The organism is Methanococcus mangrovi (assembly GCF_054506835.1).
Genome location: NZ_CP197114.1, coordinates 1,203,311 through 1,223,624, shown reverse-complemented (window position 1 = coordinate 1,223,624; position 20,314 = coordinate 1,203,311). Strand labels below are relative to the sequence as shown.

The window sequence follows — 20,314 nt, the reverse complement described above, 5'->3', positions numbered from 1 at the left end:
TTTCACCGTGGTTTTAGACCTTTTTAATAAAAATAAAATAATTTAAGTTATGCTCTGTCTTTTAATTCTAATTTTGGATCGATTCCCATACTCTTAAGCTCATCCAACAATAATTTGAATGCATAAGCGATTTTTACAGGTGGGATTTTTCTGTTATCCTGAATGTCTTCTGATTCACCACAAACTGGACAGAATTTCATGCCTCTCTTGTAATCGAAGATTGCAATTTCACCACATTTTGCACAGACGTAGTCTTCGTGAGGGTCTGATTCATCGAGAAGTCTTTCTTTAAGAAGCATTGCAGCACCGTGAGCTACAAGAACATCTCTTTCCATTTCCCCGAATCTAAGACCTCCTTCTCTTGCCCTACCTTCTGTAGGCTGTCTTGTAAGAACTTGGATTGGTCCTCTACTTCTTGCATGGATTTTTCCAGCAACCAAGTGGTGTAATTTCTGGTAGTATGCAACTCCAACGAAAATGTCACACTCTAATTTTCTACCGGATTTTCCATCATACATCGCTTCTTTTGCGTGGTGTTTGAAGCCGTGTTTTTCAAGGCTTTCTCTTAATTTCCATTCGCTTTCGCCGCTGAAAATCGTTCCGTCGATTCTTCTGCATTCTAATGAACCAACTTTACCACCGATCATTTCAAGAACCTGTCCAATAGTCATCCTTGAGGGAATCGCGTGCGGGTTAATGATTAAATCAGGAATTACTCCATCTTCAGTATAGGGTAAGTCTTCTTGTGGAACAATAAGTCCAATAACCCCTTTTTGACCGTGTCTGGATGCAAATTTGTCACCAAACTCAGGGATTCTTAAATCTCTAACTCTAACTTTTCCAAGTCTGTTTCCTTCTTTTGTTTCACTCAAAATTACGAGGTCAACGATTCCTTCTTCGCCGTGTCGAATCGTAACTGAAGTATCTCTTCTCTGTGATTTTGTTTGAAGGGTAATTTCCTGTTCTTCTAAAAATCTTGGAGGTGACGTTTTTCCTAAAATTACATCTCCAGATTTTACTTCAGATTCAAGGTCGATTAAACCATCATCGCCTAAATTTCTGTAAGCTTCTTCAGCTCTGTAGCCTCTAACTCCTTTTTCAGGAACTTCGAATTTATCGAGCTGTCCTCCAGGATATCTTTTTTCAAAGCTTTCGTAGCTTCTAAAGAATGTACTTCTACCAAGACCTCTTTCAAGGGATGCTTTGTTGATAATGAACGCATCCTCCATGTTGTAGCCTTCGTAACTCATAACTGCTACAACGAAGTTCTGTCCAGCAGGTCTTTTGTCAAATCCTAAGATTTCCTGGTGTTTTGTTCTTACAAGTGGAACTTGCGGGTAGTGGAGTAAGTGTCCTCTTGTATCCATTCTCCATTTTATGTTTGCCATAGGAATTCCAAGTGACTGTTTACTCATCGCAGCAGCCATCGTAATCCTTGGAGCTGAATTGTGTTCTGGATATGGCGCAACACCTGCACCGATACCTAAAATAACGAGAGGGTCAATTTCAACGTGGGTATTTTCCCCAGTTATTTCATCTTCATACATCGCAATTCTTGCGTTTTCTTCTTCTTCAGCATCTAAGTATTCAATAACACCCGAATTTACTAATTCATGAAACGTTAATTCTTGAGCATCTACTTTTTCAAGTAATTCTTGTGTTAATTTTGAAGCACCGTTTTCAACTACAACTAATGGTCTTACAGCCCTTCCACCATCGGTTGAAATGTGCACATCGTTGCTCTCTTCATTGAAAGAAATTGAAGTGTTTGGTGATAATTTTCCACTTCTCCTGTTTTCCCTTAAGTTTTTAACAAGTGTTTCAGGGTCTTTTGTGGTATCGATCAATTTCCCGTTAACATATACATTTGTCTGCTTTTCCAAGGTATCCACCTTCTTAATTGACTAAATTCGATCAATATTAAATTTAGTTTTCCTTTGTGAGCCCGAGTTCTTTTAATAATTCGATTACGTTATCGTCGCTTTCTTCAGTAGTTACTTTGCACATTACAGCAAGGTTTTTTACCAGACCACAGTTTGGACCTTCTGGTGTTTCGGATGGACATATTTTACCCCATTGGGTTGCGTGCAAGTCTCTCGCTTCGAAGTGAGGTTGTGATCTTGAAAGTGGGGATACAACTCTTCTTAATTGGGATACTGTTGCAAGGTAACTAGTTCTATCGAGAAGTTGAGATACCCCTGTTCTTCCACCTACCCAGTTTCCGGTAGCCATCGCATGTCTCATTCTTTCAGTTAAAACATCGCTTCTAACTGCAGCTTGAATTGAAGGTTCTTTGTTTCTAATTGCCTGTCTTTCGAGCTGGTATTTAATATCTTTAATTAACTGGTTGAATGAATGTCTGAATAAATCTTCCATCAAGTCTCCAGCTAATTTTAATCTTTTATTTGAATAGTGGTCCTTATCATCTTCAACCCTTAATCCTAAGTAGAGTTCGATTGAGTTTTTAGCCATTCTTCCAAGATATTTACATTTAGCACCTAATTTCTCAGATTCTACGCCCATGTGTGGCAATAAATAGTTGCAAAGAATTGTTTCTGCTCTTTTTAACTTGTACTCTTTAGGCTGTCCTGGAGCTACTCTTTTTCCGATATGTTCGAGTGCATCTTCAGTCGTGTTTATCGCGTGTTCTTCTCTTGCTTCCTGTAAGTTTGCAATTAACTGCATGACAACTGTTGGTTCGTCTGAAATTAATTCTATAATCTCTTTATCTGATTCTGCACCAAGTGCCCTCATTAATATAACTAAAGGAATAGTACTTGGCATTCCAGGGAATGAAACATTTAATAATCCATCAGGATTTCTTTCAACAGTACAAAGTGCCCTAAATCCGTGTCTGGTTGAAAATACTTTTGCAATATCTACGATTTTGCTGTTTTTTTCTACTTTTTCACATATGATTCTGTTAGGTATAAGGTCTTCCTGAGCAACAACAGCTTTTTCTGAACCATTAACAATGAAATAACCTAAAGGATCTTTTGTATCTTCGCCGTATTTTATCAATTCTTCTTCGTTTTTTCCGCACAAGTGGCAGATTTCTGAACCAAGCATTACTGGAAGTTCTCCAATGTAAACTTCAACAGGGGATAACACTTTTTCTTCTTCACCTTCACCAACTGTCGGTATCATTTCAAGGTAAAGCGGTGCAGAGTATGCAAGATTTCTAATTCTTGCTTCCATGGGCGTTATAGGTTTTACAGAACCGTCAGCTTCTTTGTTTATTGGTTTTGTAACTCTTACTTTTCCAAAGGATACCTTGTATCCTCCTTTAATTTCTGTTTCAACACCAGTTACCTCATCAATGATTCGTTGAATTTTATTCTTCACAAAATCATCGTAGGAATCGATGTGGTGTTTTACTAAACTGTTTTCTTTAAAAAATGCATCAACAACGACACGGGACTCCATGATTTTACCCCATAGATTTTAGATAAAGGAATACTTGATTTATTTTAAATTTTAAAAAATATTTAGCAGGTATTGACCAGCAATTTAGAGTGAAGTCGCTATTACTAATCTGTAATAGGTAGTTTCGCCTGCAGTAGGACTTTTTCTTGTTATTTTTAAAACGTCTCCAGGTGTCGCTTCAACTTCGAGCACAAGGGGATCGGTATCGAGCAATTTAGGTAATTGCTGTATTTTTATACTGTATTTTTCGAGTAAAAGGGGTATTTCTTCTCTTGGAATAATCTCATGTGTCGGAACCATTTCATGTGACGATACTTTCACAATTTGGCCTCCATTTGTTTAAAATAGTTATAAAAAATAAATTTATGCGTATAATATTAATATCATGAAAAATAGTGGTAACTCATATATATTATTTTCTATCCTTAAATACATTTCTAAATTATTTCAAGTTAGTCCGATAGTGATATAGTTATATATTATGGGGTATATATACTGTAGAACTAACCCGATGGATTATTGTCCAGATATTATACATTCACTGCTTTAAATATATAAAATTAAGGTTGATATTTTGAAAACCGTTCACGAAATTAACGAGAAGATACGAAATGGCGATGCAGTTGTGGTTACTGCAGAAGAGATGATCGATATAGTCGACGAACTGGGTGCAGAAAAAGCGGCAGTTGAAATAGATGTGGTTACGACAGGGACATTTGGAGCAATGTGTTCAAGCGGAGCATTTTTAAATTTTGGACACTCTGATCCACCGATAAAAATGTACAAGACGTATTTGAATGGTGTAGAGGCATATTCTGGACTTGCAGCAGTTGATGCATATTTGGGGGCTGCTCAAACAAATAATGATGATGATATTGATATTTCATACGGCGGTTCTCACGTTCTTGAAGACCTTGTAGCAGGAAAAGAGATAGAACTCGTTGCTGAAGGATATACTACTGACTGTTATCCTAGAAAAAAGGTAGCAACAACAATAACCATAGATGACTTAAACCAGGCAATTTTAGTAAATCCAAGAAACTGCTACCAGTCATACAACGCAGCTACAAACAGCACTGAGGAAAAAATATATACTTACATGGGCGCACTGCTTCCAGAATTTGGAAACTTAAATTATTCTGGTGCAGGTCAATTAAATCCACTACAAAATGATTTTAACAAGGAAACAAAAACTTACAACACTATAGGAATGGGTACAAGAATATTTTTAGGCGGAGCACAAGGTTACATTACCGGTGCAGGAACCCAGCACAGTCCAAATGGTGGATTTGGAACTTTGATGGTTCAAGGGGACTTAAAAGAAATGAGTACAAAGTACTTGCGAGGAGCAACAATTCCAAAATACGGAAGCACGCTTTACATGGGAATTGGAATCCCTATTCCAGTACTGAATGCAGAAATTGCAAAAACATGTGCAATAAAAGATGAAGAAATTGCAGTTCCAATTTTAGATTATGGAATTCCAAGAAGAGATAAGCCTGAATTAGGCGTTACTAATTACAAACAAGCAAGGTCTGGAAAAGTAACGATTGAAGTTGAAATTGAAGGCAAAAAAGTCGATAAATGCATGAAAACCGCTTCAGTTTCAAGCTACAAGGTTTCAAGAGAAATTTCAAAAGAACTTAAAAACTGGATTTCAAATAGCGAATTTATGTTAACTGAAAGATTAGAACCTTTAAAAAGTGCAGCTCCAAAACCAATGAAAGCAAAAATGAAACTTGTAAAGGATATATTGAGCAGGCCTGCAGTTGTAGGAAGTTTAAATACTTCAATTACACAAGCTTCAAGAGTTTTAATTGAAAAGAATATAAACCATCTGCCAATTGTGGATGAAAATGGAAAACTTACAGGAATAATTACATCATGGGATATTGCAAAGGCAATGGCTCAGGATAAACATTCGATTTCCGAAATAATGACCACATATATAGTATCTGCAACACCAGATGAGACTATCGATATGGCAGCAAGAAAAATGAGCAGAAATAATATTTCCGGACTTCCAGTTGTAGATTCAAACAACAGGGTTCTTGGAGTGGTTTCAGCTGAAGATATCTCAAAACTTATCGGGAGAACAGGACTTCATAAAATTTAATCTGGTGATTTAAGTGAAAAAAAGAGTATTTTACTGGATATCTGGAAGCAACGTAAGAGAACCGGTAGTTTCAAACGTAGTTTTAGGAACTGGCGTAATGGTTAATATTTTAAAAGCAAAAATGGAACCAAGAGAAGGATTTTTAATTCTTGAACTAACTGGTGAAGAAGGCCAGATAGAAAAAGCACTTGAAATTTTGAGGAAATTTGGTGAAGCAGAAGATATACCAAAAATTATTCAAAAAGACGATGAAAAATGCATAGACTGCGGTGCATGTGTTGTTCACTGTCCTGTTGGTGCACTTTCCGTTGATGCAGAATTTAAAATATTACTCGATGAAGAAGAATGTATCGGCTGTAAAAACTGTGCAAAAGTGTGCCCTGTAAATGCAATTAAAATATTCGAAATTTAATATTTCAATTAAATTTAATTTTTACTGTTTTTCAAGGTGAGTTAATGGATTTAACAATAAAATTCTTTGCAAAATGCAGGGAAGATTTTGGAGAAGGTTTAAAAATATCAATAGACCTAAATCAAGTAACTGTTTTAGAATTAGTTGAAATTTTAGAAAAAGATTATAATTTAAATTTAAAAGAAGATTTTGAAAATGGAAAAATAATTCTTTCGAAAAACTTTGAAATTGTTTCTTCAAACGATGTAATTGATAAAAACAGTGAAATTGGGATATACCCTCCAGTTTCAGGTGGATAAATTTACGTGATTATTATGAAATGTAGAAAATGTGGTGGCCCTTCAATATACCACCAGAAACACTCCGGAAATGATTACTGCAGGGAATGTTTTATAAAAGAAACTAAAAGAAAAGTTAGAAAAACCCTTGGAAGGGATGTTCTTAAAAATAATATTAAAGTTGCAATGGGTCTTAGCGGTGGAAAAGATAGCCTTGTAATGGCTTACATTTTAAATGAATTTTATAAACAGATTCCAAATTCAAAACTCATTGCAGTAATCGTTAACGAAGGAATCGAAGGATACAGAACAGATGGAATCGATGCAGCTGTAAAATTCTGCGAAGAATACGGTATTGAATACAAAATTGTTCACTTTAAAAATTATCTTGGAACGAATCTTGATGAAATTGTAAAACTCGCAAAAGAAAAAAATCTTACAATGAATCCGTGTTCATTTTGTGGAGTAATTAGAAGAAAAATATTAAATCGGGTTTCCATTGAAGAAAAATGTGATTTCCTTGCAATTGGGCACAATTTAGATGATGTTGCACAAGCAATAATGATGAACTACATTGAAGGCGATGTTAAAAAATTGGCATTCTTGGGAAAAAGTTTAAAGCATCCTAAATTTGTTAAAAGAATTAAACCTTTAGAAAAAATCCCTGAAGATGAAGTACTTTTACTTGCAGATATGCTTGAATTAAAATATCATAAATCACCATGCCCGTATTCTTGCCTATCATTTCGATCAGAAGTCTCTGATATTACTGATACTTTAGAAAAAAACCACCCTGGTTCAAAATATTCGATAGTAAGAGGATACGAAAGACTTCTTGAACATATCGAACTTCCTGGATACACAGGGGAATGTAAAATCTGCGGAGATTTATCTGCAACCGAAGTTTGTAAAGTTTGCAGTTATTTAAAAAATCTTGGAATTTTAGAAAAGTCGAGATTTGAAAAGATTTAACCATATTTAATATGGTTAATCAAAAGAACAAATTTTGTATGAAATTAATTAGTACACTAAAGAATGAGTTACCATTCATATTTGAACAATCTTGAACCGATCCTTCTCCATCGGTATATCCAACAAAGTTTCCAACATGTTTATTTCCGTTTAATGAGGAATAGTCCACAGAACTTTTTTGTATGGAACCTCCGTTTTCCCCCGCAAAACCGCCAACATAATTGTTACCATTTATGTTATCCAATAATGCATAACAATCAGTAACGGTTCCAGAAAATGTAAATTGAGGACCTTTTAACGAGTACCTATTTACACTGTAGGAATTTGAGCCCATAAATCCTCCAACGTAGTTATTGCCTTTAACATTTCCGGTAAATGAACAATGTTCAATCAATGCCCCTATTTTTCCAGCAAAACCTCCCGTATAATTAATTCCGGTAACATCGCCAATAACTGAGCAATTTTTAAAAGTTTTACGTGAATCTACGTCGCCACCACCAATGAAACCACCTGTGTTGTCAGAACCTTTAATATTTCCTTCAAAACGACAGTTTTCAAATTTTGCGTTTGCAGCAACTGAATCTGAAGGCTGTCCTATGAACCCGCCAGTATAATTTGCCCCATCAACATCGCCAATAACATAAGAATTGTTAATTAACCCTTTTGAGGTACCTGCAAAACCCCCAACACAATTAACTCCTATAACATCTCCTTCGTGGTAACAGTTATCCGCTGAACCGCCAAATTCAGCTGCAAAACCTCCAACACAATTAGACCCACTAACTTCTCCGTTACTGTAACAGTTATTTGCTGAACCGCCAAATAATCCGGCAAAACCTCCTGCAGAAGAAGTTCCATCAACCGTACCTTCAAAACGACAGTTTTCAAACGTTCCACCAAAAATATATCTTGCAAAACCTGCGGAATTTCCACTATCAATTTTTCCATTTACATAACAGCTTTCAAAAGTTCCATCATTAATCGATCCGGCAAAACCACCTGCATCCAACCTACCGGTAACCTCACCGTTCACATAACAGCTTTCAAAAGTTCCATCATTAATCGATCCGGCAAAACCACATTCATTAATATTTCCGTTTACATAACAGTTTTCAAACGTTCCTTTTTCGATTTCGTTTGCAAAACCTCCCTTAGCATATTTATATGTAACCTCACCGTTCACATAACAATTTTCAAAAGTACCTCCTTCAATATCTTCTGCAAAACCTCCAGATTCATATACATTTTCCAATCCAACATTTTTTATTGTTCCACAATCTATTTCATCAAAAAATCTGGTTCCTAAATTTTTAATTACATATCCATTTCCGTCAAAATTGCCTTTAAACGGTTTACCATAACAACTGGCTAGTGAATGCCATTTCAAGCCTTTTAAATCAATATCCTGTATTAATTTGTAGCTTGCAGAAAGATCTTCACCAATATACTGCAACTGTTCCGGAGTTTCAATTAAATAAGGGTCATTCAAAGTTCCGGAACCCCCAGAAAATTCAACTGCTGACGCAGGTATTGTGAAAACAAATAATAATATAGCTAATAGTAAAATATCCGATAAATTTTTCATGATACACCTCCCAATTACCCTTTTAGTTGGGGGTATATAATTTTTTTGAAAACGTTCAAAACTATTTTTTAATCTTTTTTAATTTTTCAAAGTCATCGCTCATTAAAATCTTGATATTTGCTTTAATTTTTTCAATTGGCCAGTCCCACCATTTTATTTTCAAAAGAAGTTCAATTTTTTCTTCAGAAAATCTTTTTTTAATTATTTTTGCAGGATTTCCACCAATTATTGTATAAGGAAGAACTTCTTTTGTAACGATGCTTCCTGTTGCAATTACTGCACCATTGCCAATTTTAACACCAGGCATTATTGTTACATTTGCTCCAATCCATACATCGTTTTCAATTATTGTATCTCCTTTTTTCAAATATCCTATCGCATTTTGGGATTTTAAATCTTCAGGAGTATCGGAAATCAAAGTTAATGGATATGTAGAAATCCAGTCGTATCTGTGGCCCTGATTTCCACCCATTACAAATTTAACCCCTGATGCAATACTGCAGAATTTACCAATAATTAATTTGTCGACATCTTTTCCGTTGTCGATTTCGTCAAGATACATTATGCATTCTTTAAACTCTTTTCCTTCGTAATATCCCGAATAATAAGTATATTCACCAATTTCGACGTTTTCACTTTCTATTTTTTCCCGAACTATTCCGTCCCCTTTTACAGGGTATTTCGGGTTTTCGTTCATTATCCTAATATCCCTGTAAGTTTCAAATGGATTCGAATTCAAGATTTTCCCCTAATTTAACAAGTTTTACATTCATTACCGTTTCTCAAATTTAAAAGCTGTTCTTCAATTTTTTCCATTTCTTCAGGTGTTGCATTCGTTATCGGGTGTTTTGGAACTGCAAAACAGTTTATTTCCTTGCTTGTCGAAATCTCAAAAGTTCCAATTTTTCTTGCAATATCCATAATTTCAACTTTATCAAGCCCGATTAAAGGTCTTAAAATCGGGTAATCAATTCCTTCACTAATTACACGCAAGTTTTTAAGGGTCTGGGATGCAACCTGCCCCATGTTGTCTCCATTAACAATTGCATCACATTTATGCCATTTAGCATATTTTTCAGCAATATTTAACATGTATTTTTTACAGTAAAGGCACGTGTATTTATCCCGGTTAATTTCGGTTAGTTCGGCTTTGATTTTTGCAAGTTCTTCGCTAAACTCGACATGTACGAATTTGGCTTCCGGATCAAAGTTGCTTAAAACATCGGCAAGTTTTTTAGTTTTTTCAAGTCCTTCATCTGATGTTTTCATGTGCAAAAGTAAGAGTTTACATCCCCTTTTTGCCATCATGTATGCAGAAACCGGGCTATCAATTCCATCTGATAATAATACAAGAACTCGCCCTTGAGTTCCAACTGGAATTCCGCCAATTCCATCGATTCGTTCTGAAAATACGTAAGCGTATTCATTAAAAACTTCAATATCCAGAGAAATTGTAGGGTCTTTTAAATCTACTTTTATCCCGTATTTTTCAGAAATTGGCCCTCCAACTGCCATATTCACTTCAAGGGAAGTTAAATGGAATTTTTTCTGCGGCCTTTGTGTTTTTACTCTAAATGTAATGTTTTCTTTGTTTTCGTACTTTTCAATTTCCTTTTCAAAAAGTTCAAACGAAATTTCTTTTATTTTTTCAATATCCGGTTCTATGTAATGGCAAGGGCTAAATGATACAATTCCAGGCACTTTTTTTAGGAGTTCCTTCATTTTTTCGAAATTTTCTTTTTTAACATTTACAATCAATCTTGTATGGATTATTTCAACATCTGCGGAAATTTCGTGTTTTTTTGCAAGCTTTGAGATGTTTTTTGCAAGCAACTTTTCAAACCAGTGCATGGTCTGCCTTGATTTAGTTCCAATTTCGCCGTATCTTACAATAAATTTTTTCAATATTTCAACCTTAAAAATCGTTTTTAAAAATAATATTAGCAGAATAATAAATTTAAATAAAATAGCCTCGTTCTTGATAAATACTTTCAGGCATTATGTTTCATATATGTTATATTTATGTAATGATTATTATTAAGGTGGATTTATGATAGACGTAAAAGAGTTAAAAAAATATTGTAACCCTTCTTATTTAACGATAAGGAATGATAAAATTATCGTTGCAAACAAGGGTTTGGCGAGACTTTCAAAGGAAAAAATGAGAAAAATTGAAAACGATTTTGGAATTCCTGTTGTGTATTCTCGAGTTTTTGAAGAGATTTCCGAGAGAATGGGAAGATTTGTTTCAAAAAATAATATAATTTCTCCAAAAGATAAAATACTGCTTGGGTTGAGCGGTGGAAAGGACAGTCTTGCACTTTTGCACCTTTTGGAACCATACCGCCGAAAATTCGGGGTAGAAATTCACGCGGTAACAGTTGACCTGAATATAAACGGTATAAGGCCGTGGGTACAAAGTAACAAAAACGTGGAAAAAATTTCAGAGCACTGTAAAAATCTAAATATTTCCCACGAAATAATTTCATATGACGGGAATGTCGTTGAAATGTCAAAAATGCTATCCGAAAACACGAAAGGAATTGAATATTCGCCATGTTTCTCATGTTCAATGGTAAGAAGGCATGTTTTGACAAATTATGCTAAAAATAACTTTGAAAGCAATGAAAACGTGAAAATTGCAATAGGTCATACTCTTGAAGACAACTCTGATACTATAATGGCAAATATATTTAAAGGAAATATAATAAAGGCATTAGCGCCGATTAAAAACTTTGATGAGACAGATGTGGACTTTAAAGACTTTAAATTAAATCTTAAAAGCTGCTGTATGATTAGACCAATGCTCAATGTCTCTGAAGAAAAAATCATAAAGGCTTTAGTTGAATGTGGTATTGAATACTACAAAGATAAGGATGAATGCCCCTACAGCCGGCACAATGGGGATGGAATAAGGAAAAAATCCCATGAAGTTTTGAAGATGCTTGAAGAAGATGTTCCAAATATACGGGAAATGGTCATTTCTTCAATATTAAATAGTATTGACCACTATAAACAAAAATGATAAATTAATATATGATTTTGAAATTTTTAAAACAAATAAAAAATTAAAAAAATTTAAAAATTTAAAGAGTGAAAAAATGGATGGAAAGCTCAGAGCAGATGAAGTGGCAGTAACAAAATCGATATTGAAATCTACTTTCGACATGTGGATGGATATAATAGATGTAGATGTTGTAATTGTTGGTGCAGGTCCAAGCGGGCTTACAGCTGCAAAATATTTGGCTCAAAACGGAGTTAAAACTGTAGTTCTCGAAAGACACCTCTCATTTGGTGGCGGAACATGGGGCGGAGGAATGGGCTTTCCAAACATCGTTGTAGAAAAACCAGCTGATGAAATATTAAGAGAAGCTGGAATTAAACTTGAAGCAGTTGAAGGGGAAGACGAATTATTTACCGCAGATTCAGTAGAAGTTCCTGCAAAATTGGGAGTTGCTGCAATGGATGCAGGTGCAAAAATATTAACCGGAATTGTGGTAGAAGACCTGATTTTAAAAGAAGACAAGGTTTCAGGGGTAGTTATCCAGTCTTATGCAATCGAAAAAGCAGGACTTCATATCGACCCGCTTACAATAAGCGCAAAATACGTGATAGATTCAACAGGACACGATGCTTCAGCAGTTCACACACTTGCAAGAAAAAACAAAGACCTTGGAATTGAAGTTCCTGGCGAAAAATCCATGTGGGCAGATAAAGGTGAAAATTCACTCACGAGAAACACGAGAGAAATATTCCCTGGACTTTACGTCTGCGGAATGGCTGCAAATGCATACCATGCAGGATACAGAATGGGCGCAATTTTTGGTGGAATGTACCTTTCTGGAAAAAAATGTGCTGAAATGATTTTGGAAAAATTTGAAAATAGATAAACATAAAATTTTTTTATTAACTTTTTTAAAACTTTTAAATTTAAAATTCAAAATTCTGGTGCCCGTGGAATTCTTTTTTATTTTAGCGTTAAATTTTAATAATTTATTTAATTATATTGTATCAACTTATTTCGGACTGATGCCGTAAATGGTGAACAGATAATGATTGTAAATATACGAAAATTCCGCGAAAAGGACTTGAAAAGAGTAATGGAAATAGAAAAAGATTCTTTTGATAAGAATTACCCGGAATTTTTGATGATGCACATATATACTTCGTTTCCGGATGGCTTTTTAGTTGCAGAAGATGAAAACAAAAAGGTCGTTGGATATATTATTGCGTTGATCGAATGGGGAAATGGCCATATTGTTTCAATTGCGGTTGATTCAGAGTATCAAAATTATGGAATTGGAAATGCGCTAATCAATGCTGTTGAAAATTTTTTATTTAACGAGTGCCACGTAAAACACTGTGTTTTAGAAGTTCGTTTTGATAACACAAAAGCGAGAGAATTTTATTATAAAAGAGATTACGTTGATAGAAAAGTTCTCCATAACTATTATGACGACGGTGCAGATGCGATACTCATGATAAAGAGAAGATTTGATTTATCCGGAAACTATCCTATTTTTGTGAACATGTGGTAGATAATCATGAAAATTACAATTTATTCTAAAGAGATATACACTTACGGCGCCATGTTAGTCGGCGGAATTTTAAAAGAAAAGCATAAACACGTTGTTATACTTACAAAGGATATAAAAAACAAGAAACTTTTTTTAAAATCAGATGTAGTTATTTTTAGCCTTTATTCTACTCTAAATATTATCGATCCAGTGATTAAAGATACTATTGATTATCTAAAATCTAAAAACATAAAAATTTACATTGCAGGGCCAATTTCCGCATATCCTGAGATTATATTAAACGAATTAAATGTTAATGGGGTAATTTTAGGTGAAGGGGAAAGTACAACTCCTAAAATTATTAACGGAAGTACTGATGGATTGGCATATATTGAAAATGGCGAAATGATAATTAATAAACCAAAATCAAAGCCAGATTTGGATTTTTCAAAGATTTATGTTCCAAAAGATATTGCAGCTCAAAATGTACGGGGTGCAAATGTATATATTGAAACCCACCGAGGATGCCTTGGTCACTGCACGTTTTGTCAAGTTCCTGAATTTTTTGGGCGAGAAATCCGAAGTAAACCAATTGAATTAATAATTGAGGAAGTAAAAGAGCTTAAAAAAAATGGAGTTAATAGAATTGCAATAAGTGGCGGTACAGGAAGCCTCTATAACTTTAAAAACACGGTAAATAAAAATAAATTTATCGAGATGGTTGAAAGCGTTTCAAATATACTGGGGAAGCAAAATCTATCCGTTCCAGACATGAGGGTTGACTACGTTGACGAAGAAGTCTTAAATGCCATTAAAAATTATTCAATTGGATGGGTATTCTATGGAATTGAAAGCGGAAGCGATAAACTTCTAAATTCAATGAAAAAGGGAACCAATTCTAAGAAAAATTTAAAGGCAATCGAACTTGCAAAAGACTGCGGAGTAAAAGTTGCTGGAAGTTTTATAGTTGGGCATCCAAAAGAAAAAGAAGTCGACTTTTTAATGACAAAAGACTTTATTGTCGATGCAGAACTTGACGATGTTTTTGTAAGTGCGGCTGAACCAATTCCAAAAACTGAACTATGCAGTGAAGTATTGAATACCGAAATGGATAAAAATCCAACTTTTATGCCCCACAATGGACCTTATAGAAAATATGGTCTAAAAGAAAACGAAGCAAGGGCATATGATTTAATGCTTCATTCAGAGATGTGGAAATCAACTCCAAGGATGATTACAAATACTTTATCAAAAGTATATCTTGACGAAGCAAAAATGCAAGGTTCAGATATACGTAAGGCAACCGAGTTAATATTTAAGTACCGGGATTTCTTAATTTAATTGAGAGGTATTAGCATGATAAGAACAAATGAACAGTTGGAAGAACTCGCAAACAATATATGTGACTTTATACGAGAACAGGTAGAAAATGCCGATGCAAAGGGCGTTGTAGTGGGGCTCAGTGGGGGAATAGACAGTGCCCTTGTAGCATATCTTTCGGTAAGGGCCATTGGTAAAGATAATGTTTTTGGAGTAATAATGCCAGAAAAAAATTCAAATCCTGATGACGAAAAGTATGGAAAACTCGTTGCAGAAACTCTCGGAATCGATTACACGGTATTTGATATAACTCCTGTTTTGGTTGCATTTGGTGCAGGCGGATACGTTGAAGGAAAAGAGTTTGATAGACGTGTCGATGCAAATTTAAAACCAAGAATCAGGATGACTGAAGTATACTACCACGCAAACAAGAAAAACTACCTTGTTGCAGGAACTTCCAATAAATCAGAAATTTACATGGGCTACGGTACAAAATACGGGGACCTTGGAAGCGACTTTTTAACAATTGGAAACCTTTTTAAAACCGAAGTAAGGCAGCTTGCAGGCTATGTTGGAGTTCCAAAAGAAATAATTGATAAAGCACCATCAGCAGGGCTTTGGGATGGTCAGACTGACGAAGGGGAACTTGGAATTTCTTACGAAACTCTTGACAAACTCTTAGATTTGATGGAAAAAGGAAAAGAAATTGATGATATATGCGAATTTTTGAGTATTTCTCCAGAAAAAATGGAAGAATTAATGCTTAGGATTTCAACAAACAAACACAAATCTCTTCCTTTACCAATGCCTTAAATTTAACTATTTTTATTTTGTGAAAAGATGGATAAGCTGGAATCTTTAGAAAAACTCCGTTTGATAATTGGTGATCTAAAATTACTGGCTGAAAAGGGAATTCCTATATTGGTGGAAGGCCCAAATGATATATTGTCCCTAAAAAATTTAAAAATAAATGCTAATTTTATAACTGTGTCAAATACTACTGTATTTCAAATAGCAGACGATTTAATCGCAAAAAATATCCCTGAAGTTATACTTTTAACAGATTTTGACCGAGCCGGTAGGGTTTATGCTAAAAATATAATAGAAGAATTTCAAAGCAGGGGTATTAAAGTAAATAATTTGATTAGAAAAGAGATAATTAGGTATTCTCGCGGTGATTTAAAAGATATTGAAAGTCTATATCCGTATATTTCGCGAAGAATTAATATTAACAGCGATTTAAGTGATATCATGCTCCCTTATGTTATATCAAATGTTGGAATGACCCTTGATGGGAAATTAGCTACAATAGAAAATGATTCAAGGATTTCTGGTGAAAACGATTTAAAACGGGTTCATGAAATAAGAAAGGAAGTTGATGCAATCATGGTCGGAATTGGAACTGTTTTAAAAGACGATCCAAGGCTAACTGTCCATAAAATCAATGCATCACAAAAAGATAACCCTTTAAGAATTGTGGTCGACAGCAATTTAAAAATCCCATTAAATGCAAGGGTGTTGAATAAAGATGCAAAAACCGTAATTGCAACAACAACGCCGATTTCGGATGAAAAAGAAGAAAAAATCAGAAAATTAAAAGAAATGGGAATTATGGTATTACGAGCAGGAGTTCAAAAAGTTGATTTAAGAAAAATTATGAATGAAATTTACAAAATGGGAATAAATAAAATTCTTCTCGAAGGTGGCGGAACTTTAAATTGGGGAATGTTTAAAGAAAACTTGATAAACGAAGTTAGGGTGTATATAGCTCCAAAAGTGTTTGGCGGGGCAAATTCTCCGACATATGTTGATGGAGACGGATTTAAAAACATAGAGGAGTGCATAAAATTAGAATTGAAACGGTATTATCCCTTAGATGATGGAATAGTTTTAGAATACGGGGTAGTTGGTTCATTTAAGTAATTTTCTTTTTATTTTCTTTTTTTTCAAATTATTTATTACTTGGATATTTGAATAAATAAATTTAAATGAATCATCCAGATATTTTGAATTACAAACTGATTAACTCTTGTAATCGAAAAAAGAATACGATTTTTTAGGAAAAATATAAATACTGGAAGAATACCATTTTAAATTGTAATAAGAAAAGAAGGTGATTCTATGGCAGAACTTCCAGTTGCACCAATGGAGAGAATCCTCAAATCCGCAGGTGCTGAAAGAGTAAGTAGAGATGCAGCAGTAATGCTTGCAGAAGCATTAGAAGAAATCGCAGTTGACGTAGCTAAAGAAGCAGTTAGTTTAGCTAAGCACGCAGGCAGAAAAACTGTTAAAGCAGACGATTTAAAATTAGCAATGAAATAACTACCTTAACAATTTTTTTATTTTCATTTACTACTGCATGTTTTTGTATGTGGTTGAATCGATATATAGTTGATTATTATATTTTGTGAAAGATTATTTTTTTAATATTATCAAGTATGGTGGACACCATGTATGCTATCGGTATCGGTAAAAATCAAGACGAAGTGCTAACTGCAGCTGAGAATTTAAGAAAAGAAGGAATAGACGTTGAATTAGTGGAAAGTCCTGAAATTTTAATTGATGGCTTGATTAATAATCGATACGATGGTGCAATTAGGGGTTCGCTTTCATCTAATGAATTAATTCCAATTTTAAGAAAAAAAATCGGGAAATTTTACCGAGCATCTATTTTAAAAAACCCGTTTAACAATAAAATTTTCATACTCGCGCCAGTTGGAATAGATGAGATTTCTGAAAGTTCTGAAATAAGATTCAATGAAAAACTGCAAATAATCAAATATTCGTCTGAATTTTTAAAATCAAGAGGAATAATTCCAAAAGTAGGAATTTTATCCGCAGGCAGACTTTCGGATGTTGGGCGGAGTGAAAACGTAGATAATTCAATTTTTGAAGCTGAAAATCTTTTAAAATATGTAAAATCGTCGGAAAAATTTGAAAATTTAGAAATTGAACATAAAGGGATTTTAATTGAAGAATATCTAAAGGAAGGATACAACATAATTCTTGCAGAGAATGGAATTTCGGGAAATCTTTTATTTAGGGCATTTGCGCTTGTCTGTAATTTAGAAGGGTTTGGTGCGATTATTTTAAATAGTGAAAATATTAATTTTATAGATACAAGTAGAAGCGGAAATTGGAAAAGATATTATAATGCAGTTAAATTTTTAAAAGAAGGTTTTTAAAACTTTGGTGATACTTTGCCGTTATTTAAATTTTATGAATATTTGAGCAAGTTTGGGGCACTAAAATTATATGAAAAAGAATTGGAATCAAAAATTTCTAAATTCCCCCGTCCAAAACACGTCGGAATAATTATGGATGGTAACAGGAGACTTGCAAAAAAATTGGGCGAAAATCCGGAAATCGGCCATAATTTAGGCGCTTCAAAGGTTCATGAAGTTATAGAATGGTGTGTTTCTTTGGGGATTCATACGATAACGTTGTATGCATTTTCTTTAGAGAATTTTGAGCGAGCAGAACACGAAGTAAAAGTTTTAATGGACCTTTTTGAAAAAGAATTTATTGAAATTGCGAATCATCCGGATACTCACAAAGATAAAATACGTGTGGGCGTTATTGGAAGAAGAGAAATGCTTCCAGAATACGTTCAAAAAGCAATTAGTTATGCAGAAGATAAAACAAAAGATTATTCTAATTTTTTCGTTAATTTTGCAATCGCATACGGCGGACAGCAGGAAATAATTGATAGTGTTAAAAAAATTGCAAAACAGGTAAAAAACGATGAAATAGAAATTGATGATATAAACATCGAATTAATATCTAAGAATTTGTATACCTGCAATCTTCCTTCACCAAACCCTGATTTAATCATTAGAACGTCTGGGGAAGAGAGAATAAGTAATTTTTTAACCTGGCAGTCCTGTTATTCGGAACTATATTTTTGTGAAACATACTGGCCGACATTTAGAAAAGTTGATTTTTTAAGATCAATTCGGGAATACCAGAAAAGGGAACGCAGATACGGGAAGTGAGGAAATGAAATATTCGTTTATTTTTTTAATTTCAGTTGTTCTTATTTTTAGCGGGTGTATTGGAGAAAATACTACTGCTGAAAAATCTAACGAAATTTTAGTAAATAACACTTCATCCGAAAATCCGAATATTGAAGTAGAACTAAATAATAGTTATGAATCTGACAATTTTTCTGAAATTGAATCAATATCCTTTAAGATTTTGGAATCTGGAATTTATGGGGATTCTTACAAGCATTATGAAAGCAATATAAATGGGGATAAAACGGTTATCGAAGTTTATATGGGCAAAAAGTTGGGTTCAGAAAATACAATAGAAATTAATTCAATAAATTTAGAAGATGGCGTATTAAGCGTTTACGTTGAAGAAATAACGCCTGAAACCATTTCTGATAGGGCAATAGTTTATCCATACGAAATAGTTGAAGTCAGTGGAAAATACGAAAATGTTAAATTTAAAACAGTAGAACAGTGATGAACTTGATAGAGATAGTATTTCTTGGGGGCGGAGGGGGCCGATGGGAAAGTATAACTCAGGTTAAAGGAACAGGTGGCTTTAGAATTAATTCTGAAAGCATGAATATGCACGTTGATCCTGGGGCAGGGGCATTAGTTAGAATGAACCAGCTTAATGTTAACCCCTGGAAAACTGATGCAATAATTACTACACACTGCCATCCGGATCACTATACTGATGCAGAAAACCTTGTTGAAGCAATGACGAAAGGAATGACGAAAAAACAGGGGATTTTGATTGGCAACAATTCAGTTTTAAACGGGAACAGCAGGTTTGAAAAAGGAATTTCTACGTACCACCAGTCGAGAGTTGGGGAAAGGCACGTTTTAAAGCCTTATGATGAAATGACTGTAAATAGTTGGAAATTGACTGCGACAAAAACGAAACACAACGATCCTGAAACAATAGGATTTAAAATGAAAACAGAAGATGGAGTAATTGGATATACTTCGGATTCAGAATATATCGAGTCATTAATCGAAGATTTTGATTGTGTAGATTTATTAATTGCAAACGTGATTCGAGTTAAGGGTCAAAAAGTGCCTGGCCACATGTGTTCAAACGATATAATTGAAGTAGTAAATTCAATGAGCAAAAAGCCAAAAATGCTAACAATGTACCACATGGGAATGAAAATGACTGATCCAGACTCAGAAGCAAGATATATCTCAGAACATGTTGATATTCCCGTAATTCCTGCTAAAATCGGTTTAAAAGTAACAATGGAAAATAAATCTTGTAATTTTGGTTATATTGATTATTAAACTAATTTTTTTACGTTTATTTTATATAACCCTGAAGTTCAAAGTGGTTTTTCTGTTTTACAAGAATTATCGGGGTTCCAATGTCGATTAAGTCTTTTTTCAGTTTTTTATCGTTAGTACAGATTATCACATCTTTATTTTCTTTACAATAGTTTAAAATCATCTCGTCAGCGTATTTTCCAACATTATATTCGATAACTTCAAAGTTTTTGGCATATTTTATTGCCAAGTTCACGGAAAGTTTTTCTTTTCCCTTAAATTCCAATTTTAACTTTTCAAGTTCTTTTAAAACACAGTCCATAATGTATATCCTGTAGCCTCTATCAATAGCACTGTTTAATTCGTATTCAAAATTTATACCATGTTTAAATCCGTAAATTAAAAAGTTCGTGTCTGGAAGTACCCTGTACAT

Annotated in this window: 22 protein-coding genes; 15 read left to right on the top strand and 7 right to left on the bottom strand. The window is 34.1% G+C overall.

Features of this window, described 5'->3' with window-relative positions:
* Positions 1 to 47: 47 nt before the first annotated feature.
* From rpoB to ACS5L2_RS06505, 3 genes are all read right to left on the bottom strand, one after another.
* Positions 48 to 1,883: a DNA-directed RNA polymerase subunit B gene (rpoB, locus tag ACS5L2_RS06515; protein ID WP_459201213.1), complete on the bottom strand. Its 1,836-nt coding sequence runs from the start codon at positions 1,881 to 1,883 to the stop codon at positions 48 to 50.
* Positions 1,884 to 1,926: 43 nt separating this feature from the next.
* Positions 1,927 to 3,426, bottom strand: a complete 1,500-nt coding sequence (locus tag ACS5L2_RS06510; protein ID WP_459201212.1) for a DNA-directed RNA polymerase subunit B'' — start codon at positions 3,424 to 3,426, stop codon at positions 1,927 to 1,929.
* Between the two features lie 84 nt (positions 3,427 to 3,510).
* Complete coding sequence (locus ACS5L2_RS06505) at positions 3,511 to 3,747, bottom strand: DNA-directed RNA polymerase subunit H (protein ID WP_459201211.1); 237 nt, start codon at positions 3,745 to 3,747, stop codon at positions 3,511 to 3,513.
* Positions 3,748 to 4,000: 253 nt separating this feature from the next.
* On the opposite strand from ACS5L2_RS06505, the gene ACS5L2_RS06500 reads away from it, so the two are divergent.
* The 4 genes from ACS5L2_RS06500 to ACS5L2_RS06485 are packed head-to-tail and all read left to right on the top strand — an operon-like array spanning position 4,001 to position 7,204.
* Entirely contained in the window at positions 4,001 to 5,542 is a 1,542-nt protein-coding gene (locus tag ACS5L2_RS06500) for a homocysteine biosynthesis protein (RefSeq protein WP_459201210.1), read from the top strand.
* Positions 5,543 to 5,555: 13 nt separating this feature from the next.
* The gene (locus ACS5L2_RS06495) at positions 5,556 to 5,954 is read left to right on the top strand and encodes a 4Fe-4S binding protein (protein ID WP_459201209.1); all 399 of its coding nucleotides are present in this window, start codon (positions 5,556 to 5,558) and stop codon (positions 5,952 to 5,954) included.
* A 44-nt stretch (positions 5,955 to 5,998) separates the two neighbouring features.
* Entirely contained in the window at positions 5,999 to 6,253 is a 255-nt protein-coding gene (locus ACS5L2_RS06490; protein WP_459201208.1) for a MoaD/ThiS family protein, read from the top strand.
* Positions 6,254 to 6,268: 15 nt separating this feature from the next.
* Entirely contained in the window at positions 6,269 to 7,204 is a 936-nt protein-coding gene (locus ACS5L2_RS06485; protein ID WP_459201207.1) for a TIGR00269 family protein, read from the top strand.
* A gap of 19 nt (positions 7,205 to 7,223) precedes the next feature.
* Here ACS5L2_RS06485 and ACS5L2_RS06480 read toward each other — a convergent pair whose 3' ends face one another.
* From ACS5L2_RS06480 to thiI, 3 genes are all read right to left on the bottom strand, one after another.
* Positions 7,224 to 8,789, bottom strand: a complete 1,566-nt coding sequence (locus tag ACS5L2_RS06480) for a M26 family metallopeptidase (RefSeq protein WP_459201206.1) — start codon at positions 8,787 to 8,789, stop codon at positions 7,224 to 7,226.
* Between the two features lie 61 nt (positions 8,790 to 8,850).
* A complete protein-coding gene (locus tag ACS5L2_RS06475) occupies positions 8,851 to 9,486 on the bottom strand; it encodes a CatB-related O-acetyltransferase (protein WP_459202625.1) in 636 nt (211 codons plus the stop codon).
* Positions 9,487 to 9,542: 56 nt separating this feature from the next.
* Complete coding sequence (gene thiI / locus ACS5L2_RS06470; RefSeq protein WP_459201205.1) at positions 9,543 to 10,694, bottom strand: tRNA uracil 4-sulfurtransferase ThiI; 1,152 nt, start codon at positions 10,692 to 10,694, stop codon at positions 9,543 to 9,545.
* Positions 10,695 to 10,839: 145 nt separating this feature from the next.
* Here thiI and ACS5L2_RS06465 point away from each other — a divergent pair, with 145 nt between their 5' ends.
* From ACS5L2_RS06465 to ACS5L2_RS06415, 11 genes are all read left to right on the top strand, one after another.
* Positions 10,840 to 11,814 carry a tRNA lysidine(34) synthetase gene (locus ACS5L2_RS06465; RefSeq protein ID WP_459201204.1) on the top strand — a complete coding sequence of 325 codons (975 nt, stop codon included), beginning with the start codon at positions 10,840 to 10,842 and terminating at the stop codon, positions 11,812 to 11,814.
* A gap of 76 nt (positions 11,815 to 11,890) precedes the next feature.
* On the top strand, positions 11,891 to 12,679 hold the full coding sequence (locus ACS5L2_RS06460) for a sulfide-dependent adenosine diphosphate thiazole synthase (RefSeq protein ID WP_459201203.1): 789 nt from the start codon (positions 11,891 to 11,893) through the stop codon (positions 12,677 to 12,679).
* A gap of 162 nt (positions 12,680 to 12,841) precedes the next feature.
* Positions 12,842 to 13,327 (top strand): ribosomal protein S18-alanine N-acetyltransferase, encoded by a 486-nt coding sequence (rimI, locus tag ACS5L2_RS06455; protein ID WP_459201202.1) that lies wholly within the window; start codon positions 12,842 to 12,844, stop codon positions 13,325 to 13,327.
* 6 nt (positions 13,328 to 13,333) lie between these two features.
* Entirely contained in the window at positions 13,334 to 14,647 is a 1,314-nt protein-coding gene (locus ACS5L2_RS06450) for a methyl-coenzyme M reductase glutamine C-methyltransferase (RefSeq protein ID WP_459201201.1), read from the top strand.
* 15 nt (positions 14,648 to 14,662) lie between these two features.
* Positions 14,663 to 15,439 (top strand): NAD+ synthase, encoded by a 777-nt coding sequence (locus tag ACS5L2_RS06445; RefSeq protein WP_459201200.1) that lies wholly within the window; start codon positions 14,663 to 14,665, stop codon positions 15,437 to 15,439.
* Between the two features lie 27 nt (positions 15,440 to 15,466).
* A complete protein-coding gene (locus tag ACS5L2_RS06440) occupies positions 15,467 to 16,549 on the top strand; it encodes a 2,5-diamino-6-(ribosylamino)-4(3H)-pyrimidinone 5'-phosphate reductase (RefSeq protein WP_459201199.1) in 1,083 nt (360 codons plus the stop codon).
* A gap of 198 nt (positions 16,550 to 16,747) precedes the next feature.
* Positions 16,748 to 16,948, top strand: a complete 201-nt coding sequence (locus ACS5L2_RS06435; RefSeq protein ID WP_011171291.1) for a histone family protein — start codon at positions 16,748 to 16,750, stop codon at positions 16,946 to 16,948.
* Positions 16,949 to 17,076: 128 nt separating this feature from the next.
* Positions 17,077 to 17,811 carry a methanogenesis marker protein Mmp4/MtxX gene (mtxX, locus tag ACS5L2_RS06430; protein ID WP_459201198.1) on the top strand — a complete coding sequence of 245 codons (735 nt, stop codon included), beginning with the start codon at positions 17,077 to 17,079 and terminating at the stop codon, positions 17,809 to 17,811.
* 15 nt (positions 17,812 to 17,826) lie between these two features.
* A complete protein-coding gene (gene uppS / locus ACS5L2_RS06425; protein ID WP_459201197.1) occupies positions 17,827 to 18,621 on the top strand; it encodes a polyprenyl diphosphate synthase in 795 nt (264 codons plus the stop codon).
* Positions 18,622 to 18,625: 4 nt separating this feature from the next.
* On the top strand, positions 18,626 to 19,096 hold the full coding sequence (locus ACS5L2_RS06420; protein ID WP_459201196.1) for a protease complex subunit PrcB family protein: 471 nt from the start codon (positions 18,626 to 18,628) through the stop codon (positions 19,094 to 19,096).
* Positions 19,097 to 19,101: 5 nt separating this feature from the next.
* On the top strand, positions 19,102 to 19,902 hold the full coding sequence (locus ACS5L2_RS06415) for an MBL fold metallo-hydrolase (protein WP_459201195.1): 801 nt from the start codon (positions 19,102 to 19,104) through the stop codon (positions 19,900 to 19,902).
* 16 nt (positions 19,903 to 19,918) lie between these two features.
* On the opposite strand, the gene ACS5L2_RS06410 is transcribed toward ACS5L2_RS06415, so the two are convergent.
* Complete coding sequence (locus ACS5L2_RS06410) at positions 19,919 to 20,314, bottom strand: PIN domain-containing protein (RefSeq protein WP_459201194.1); 396 nt, start codon at positions 20,312 to 20,314, stop codon at positions 19,919 to 19,921.

Coding starts and splice junctions, on each gene's coding strand:
- ACS5L2_RS06510 (WP_459201212.1), bottom strand. CDS start 3,426: ATGGAGTCCCGTGTCGTTGTTGATGCATTTTTTAAAGAAAACAGTTTA.
- ACS5L2_RS06435 (WP_011171291.1), top strand. CDS start 16,748: ATGGCAGAACTTCCAGTTGCACCAATGGAGAGAATCCTCAAATCCGCA.
- ACS5L2_RS06445 (WP_459201200.1), top strand. CDS start 14,663: ATGATAAGAACAAATGAACAGTTGGAAGAACTCGCAAACAATATATGT.
- ACS5L2_RS06480 (WP_459201206.1), bottom strand. CDS start 8,789: ATGAAAAATTTATCGGATATTTTACTATTAGCTATATTATTATTTGTT.
- ACS5L2_RS06490 (WP_459201208.1), top strand. CDS start 5,999: ATGGATTTAACAATAAAATTCTTTGCAAAATGCAGGGAAGATTTTGGA.
- ACS5L2_RS06465 (WP_459201204.1), top strand. CDS start 10,840: ATGATAGACGTAAAAGAGTTAAAAAAATATTGTAACCCTTCTTATTTA.
- ACS5L2_RS06460 (WP_459201203.1), top strand. CDS start 11,891: ATGGATGGAAAGCTCAGAGCAGATGAAGTGGCAGTAACAAAATCGATA.
- ACS5L2_RS06420 (WP_459201196.1), top strand. CDS start 18,626: ATGAAATATTCGTTTATTTTTTTAATTTCAGTTGTTCTTATTTTTAGC.
- ACS5L2_RS06410 (WP_459201194.1), bottom strand. CDS start 20,314: ATGTACAGGGTACTTCCAGACACGAACTTTTTAATTTACGGATTTAAA.
- ACS5L2_RS06485 (WP_459201207.1), top strand. CDS start 6,269: ATGAAATGTAGAAAATGTGGTGGCCCTTCAATATACCACCAGAAACAC.
- ACS5L2_RS06475 (WP_459202625.1), bottom strand. CDS start 9,486: ATGAACGAAAACCCGAAATACCCTGTAAAAGGGGACGGAATAGTTCGG.
- ACS5L2_RS06450 (WP_459201201.1), top strand. CDS start 13,334: ATGAAAATTACAATTTATTCTAAAGAGATATACACTTACGGCGCCATG.
- ACS5L2_RS06440 (WP_459201199.1), top strand. CDS start 15,467: ATGGATAAGCTGGAATCTTTAGAAAAACTCCGTTTGATAATTGGTGAT.
- mtxX (WP_459201198.1), top strand. CDS start 17,077: ATGTATGCTATCGGTATCGGTAAAAATCAAGACGAAGTGCTAACTGCA.
- rimI (WP_459201202.1), top strand. CDS start 12,842: ATGATTGTAAATATACGAAAATTCCGCGAAAAGGACTTGAAAAGAGTA.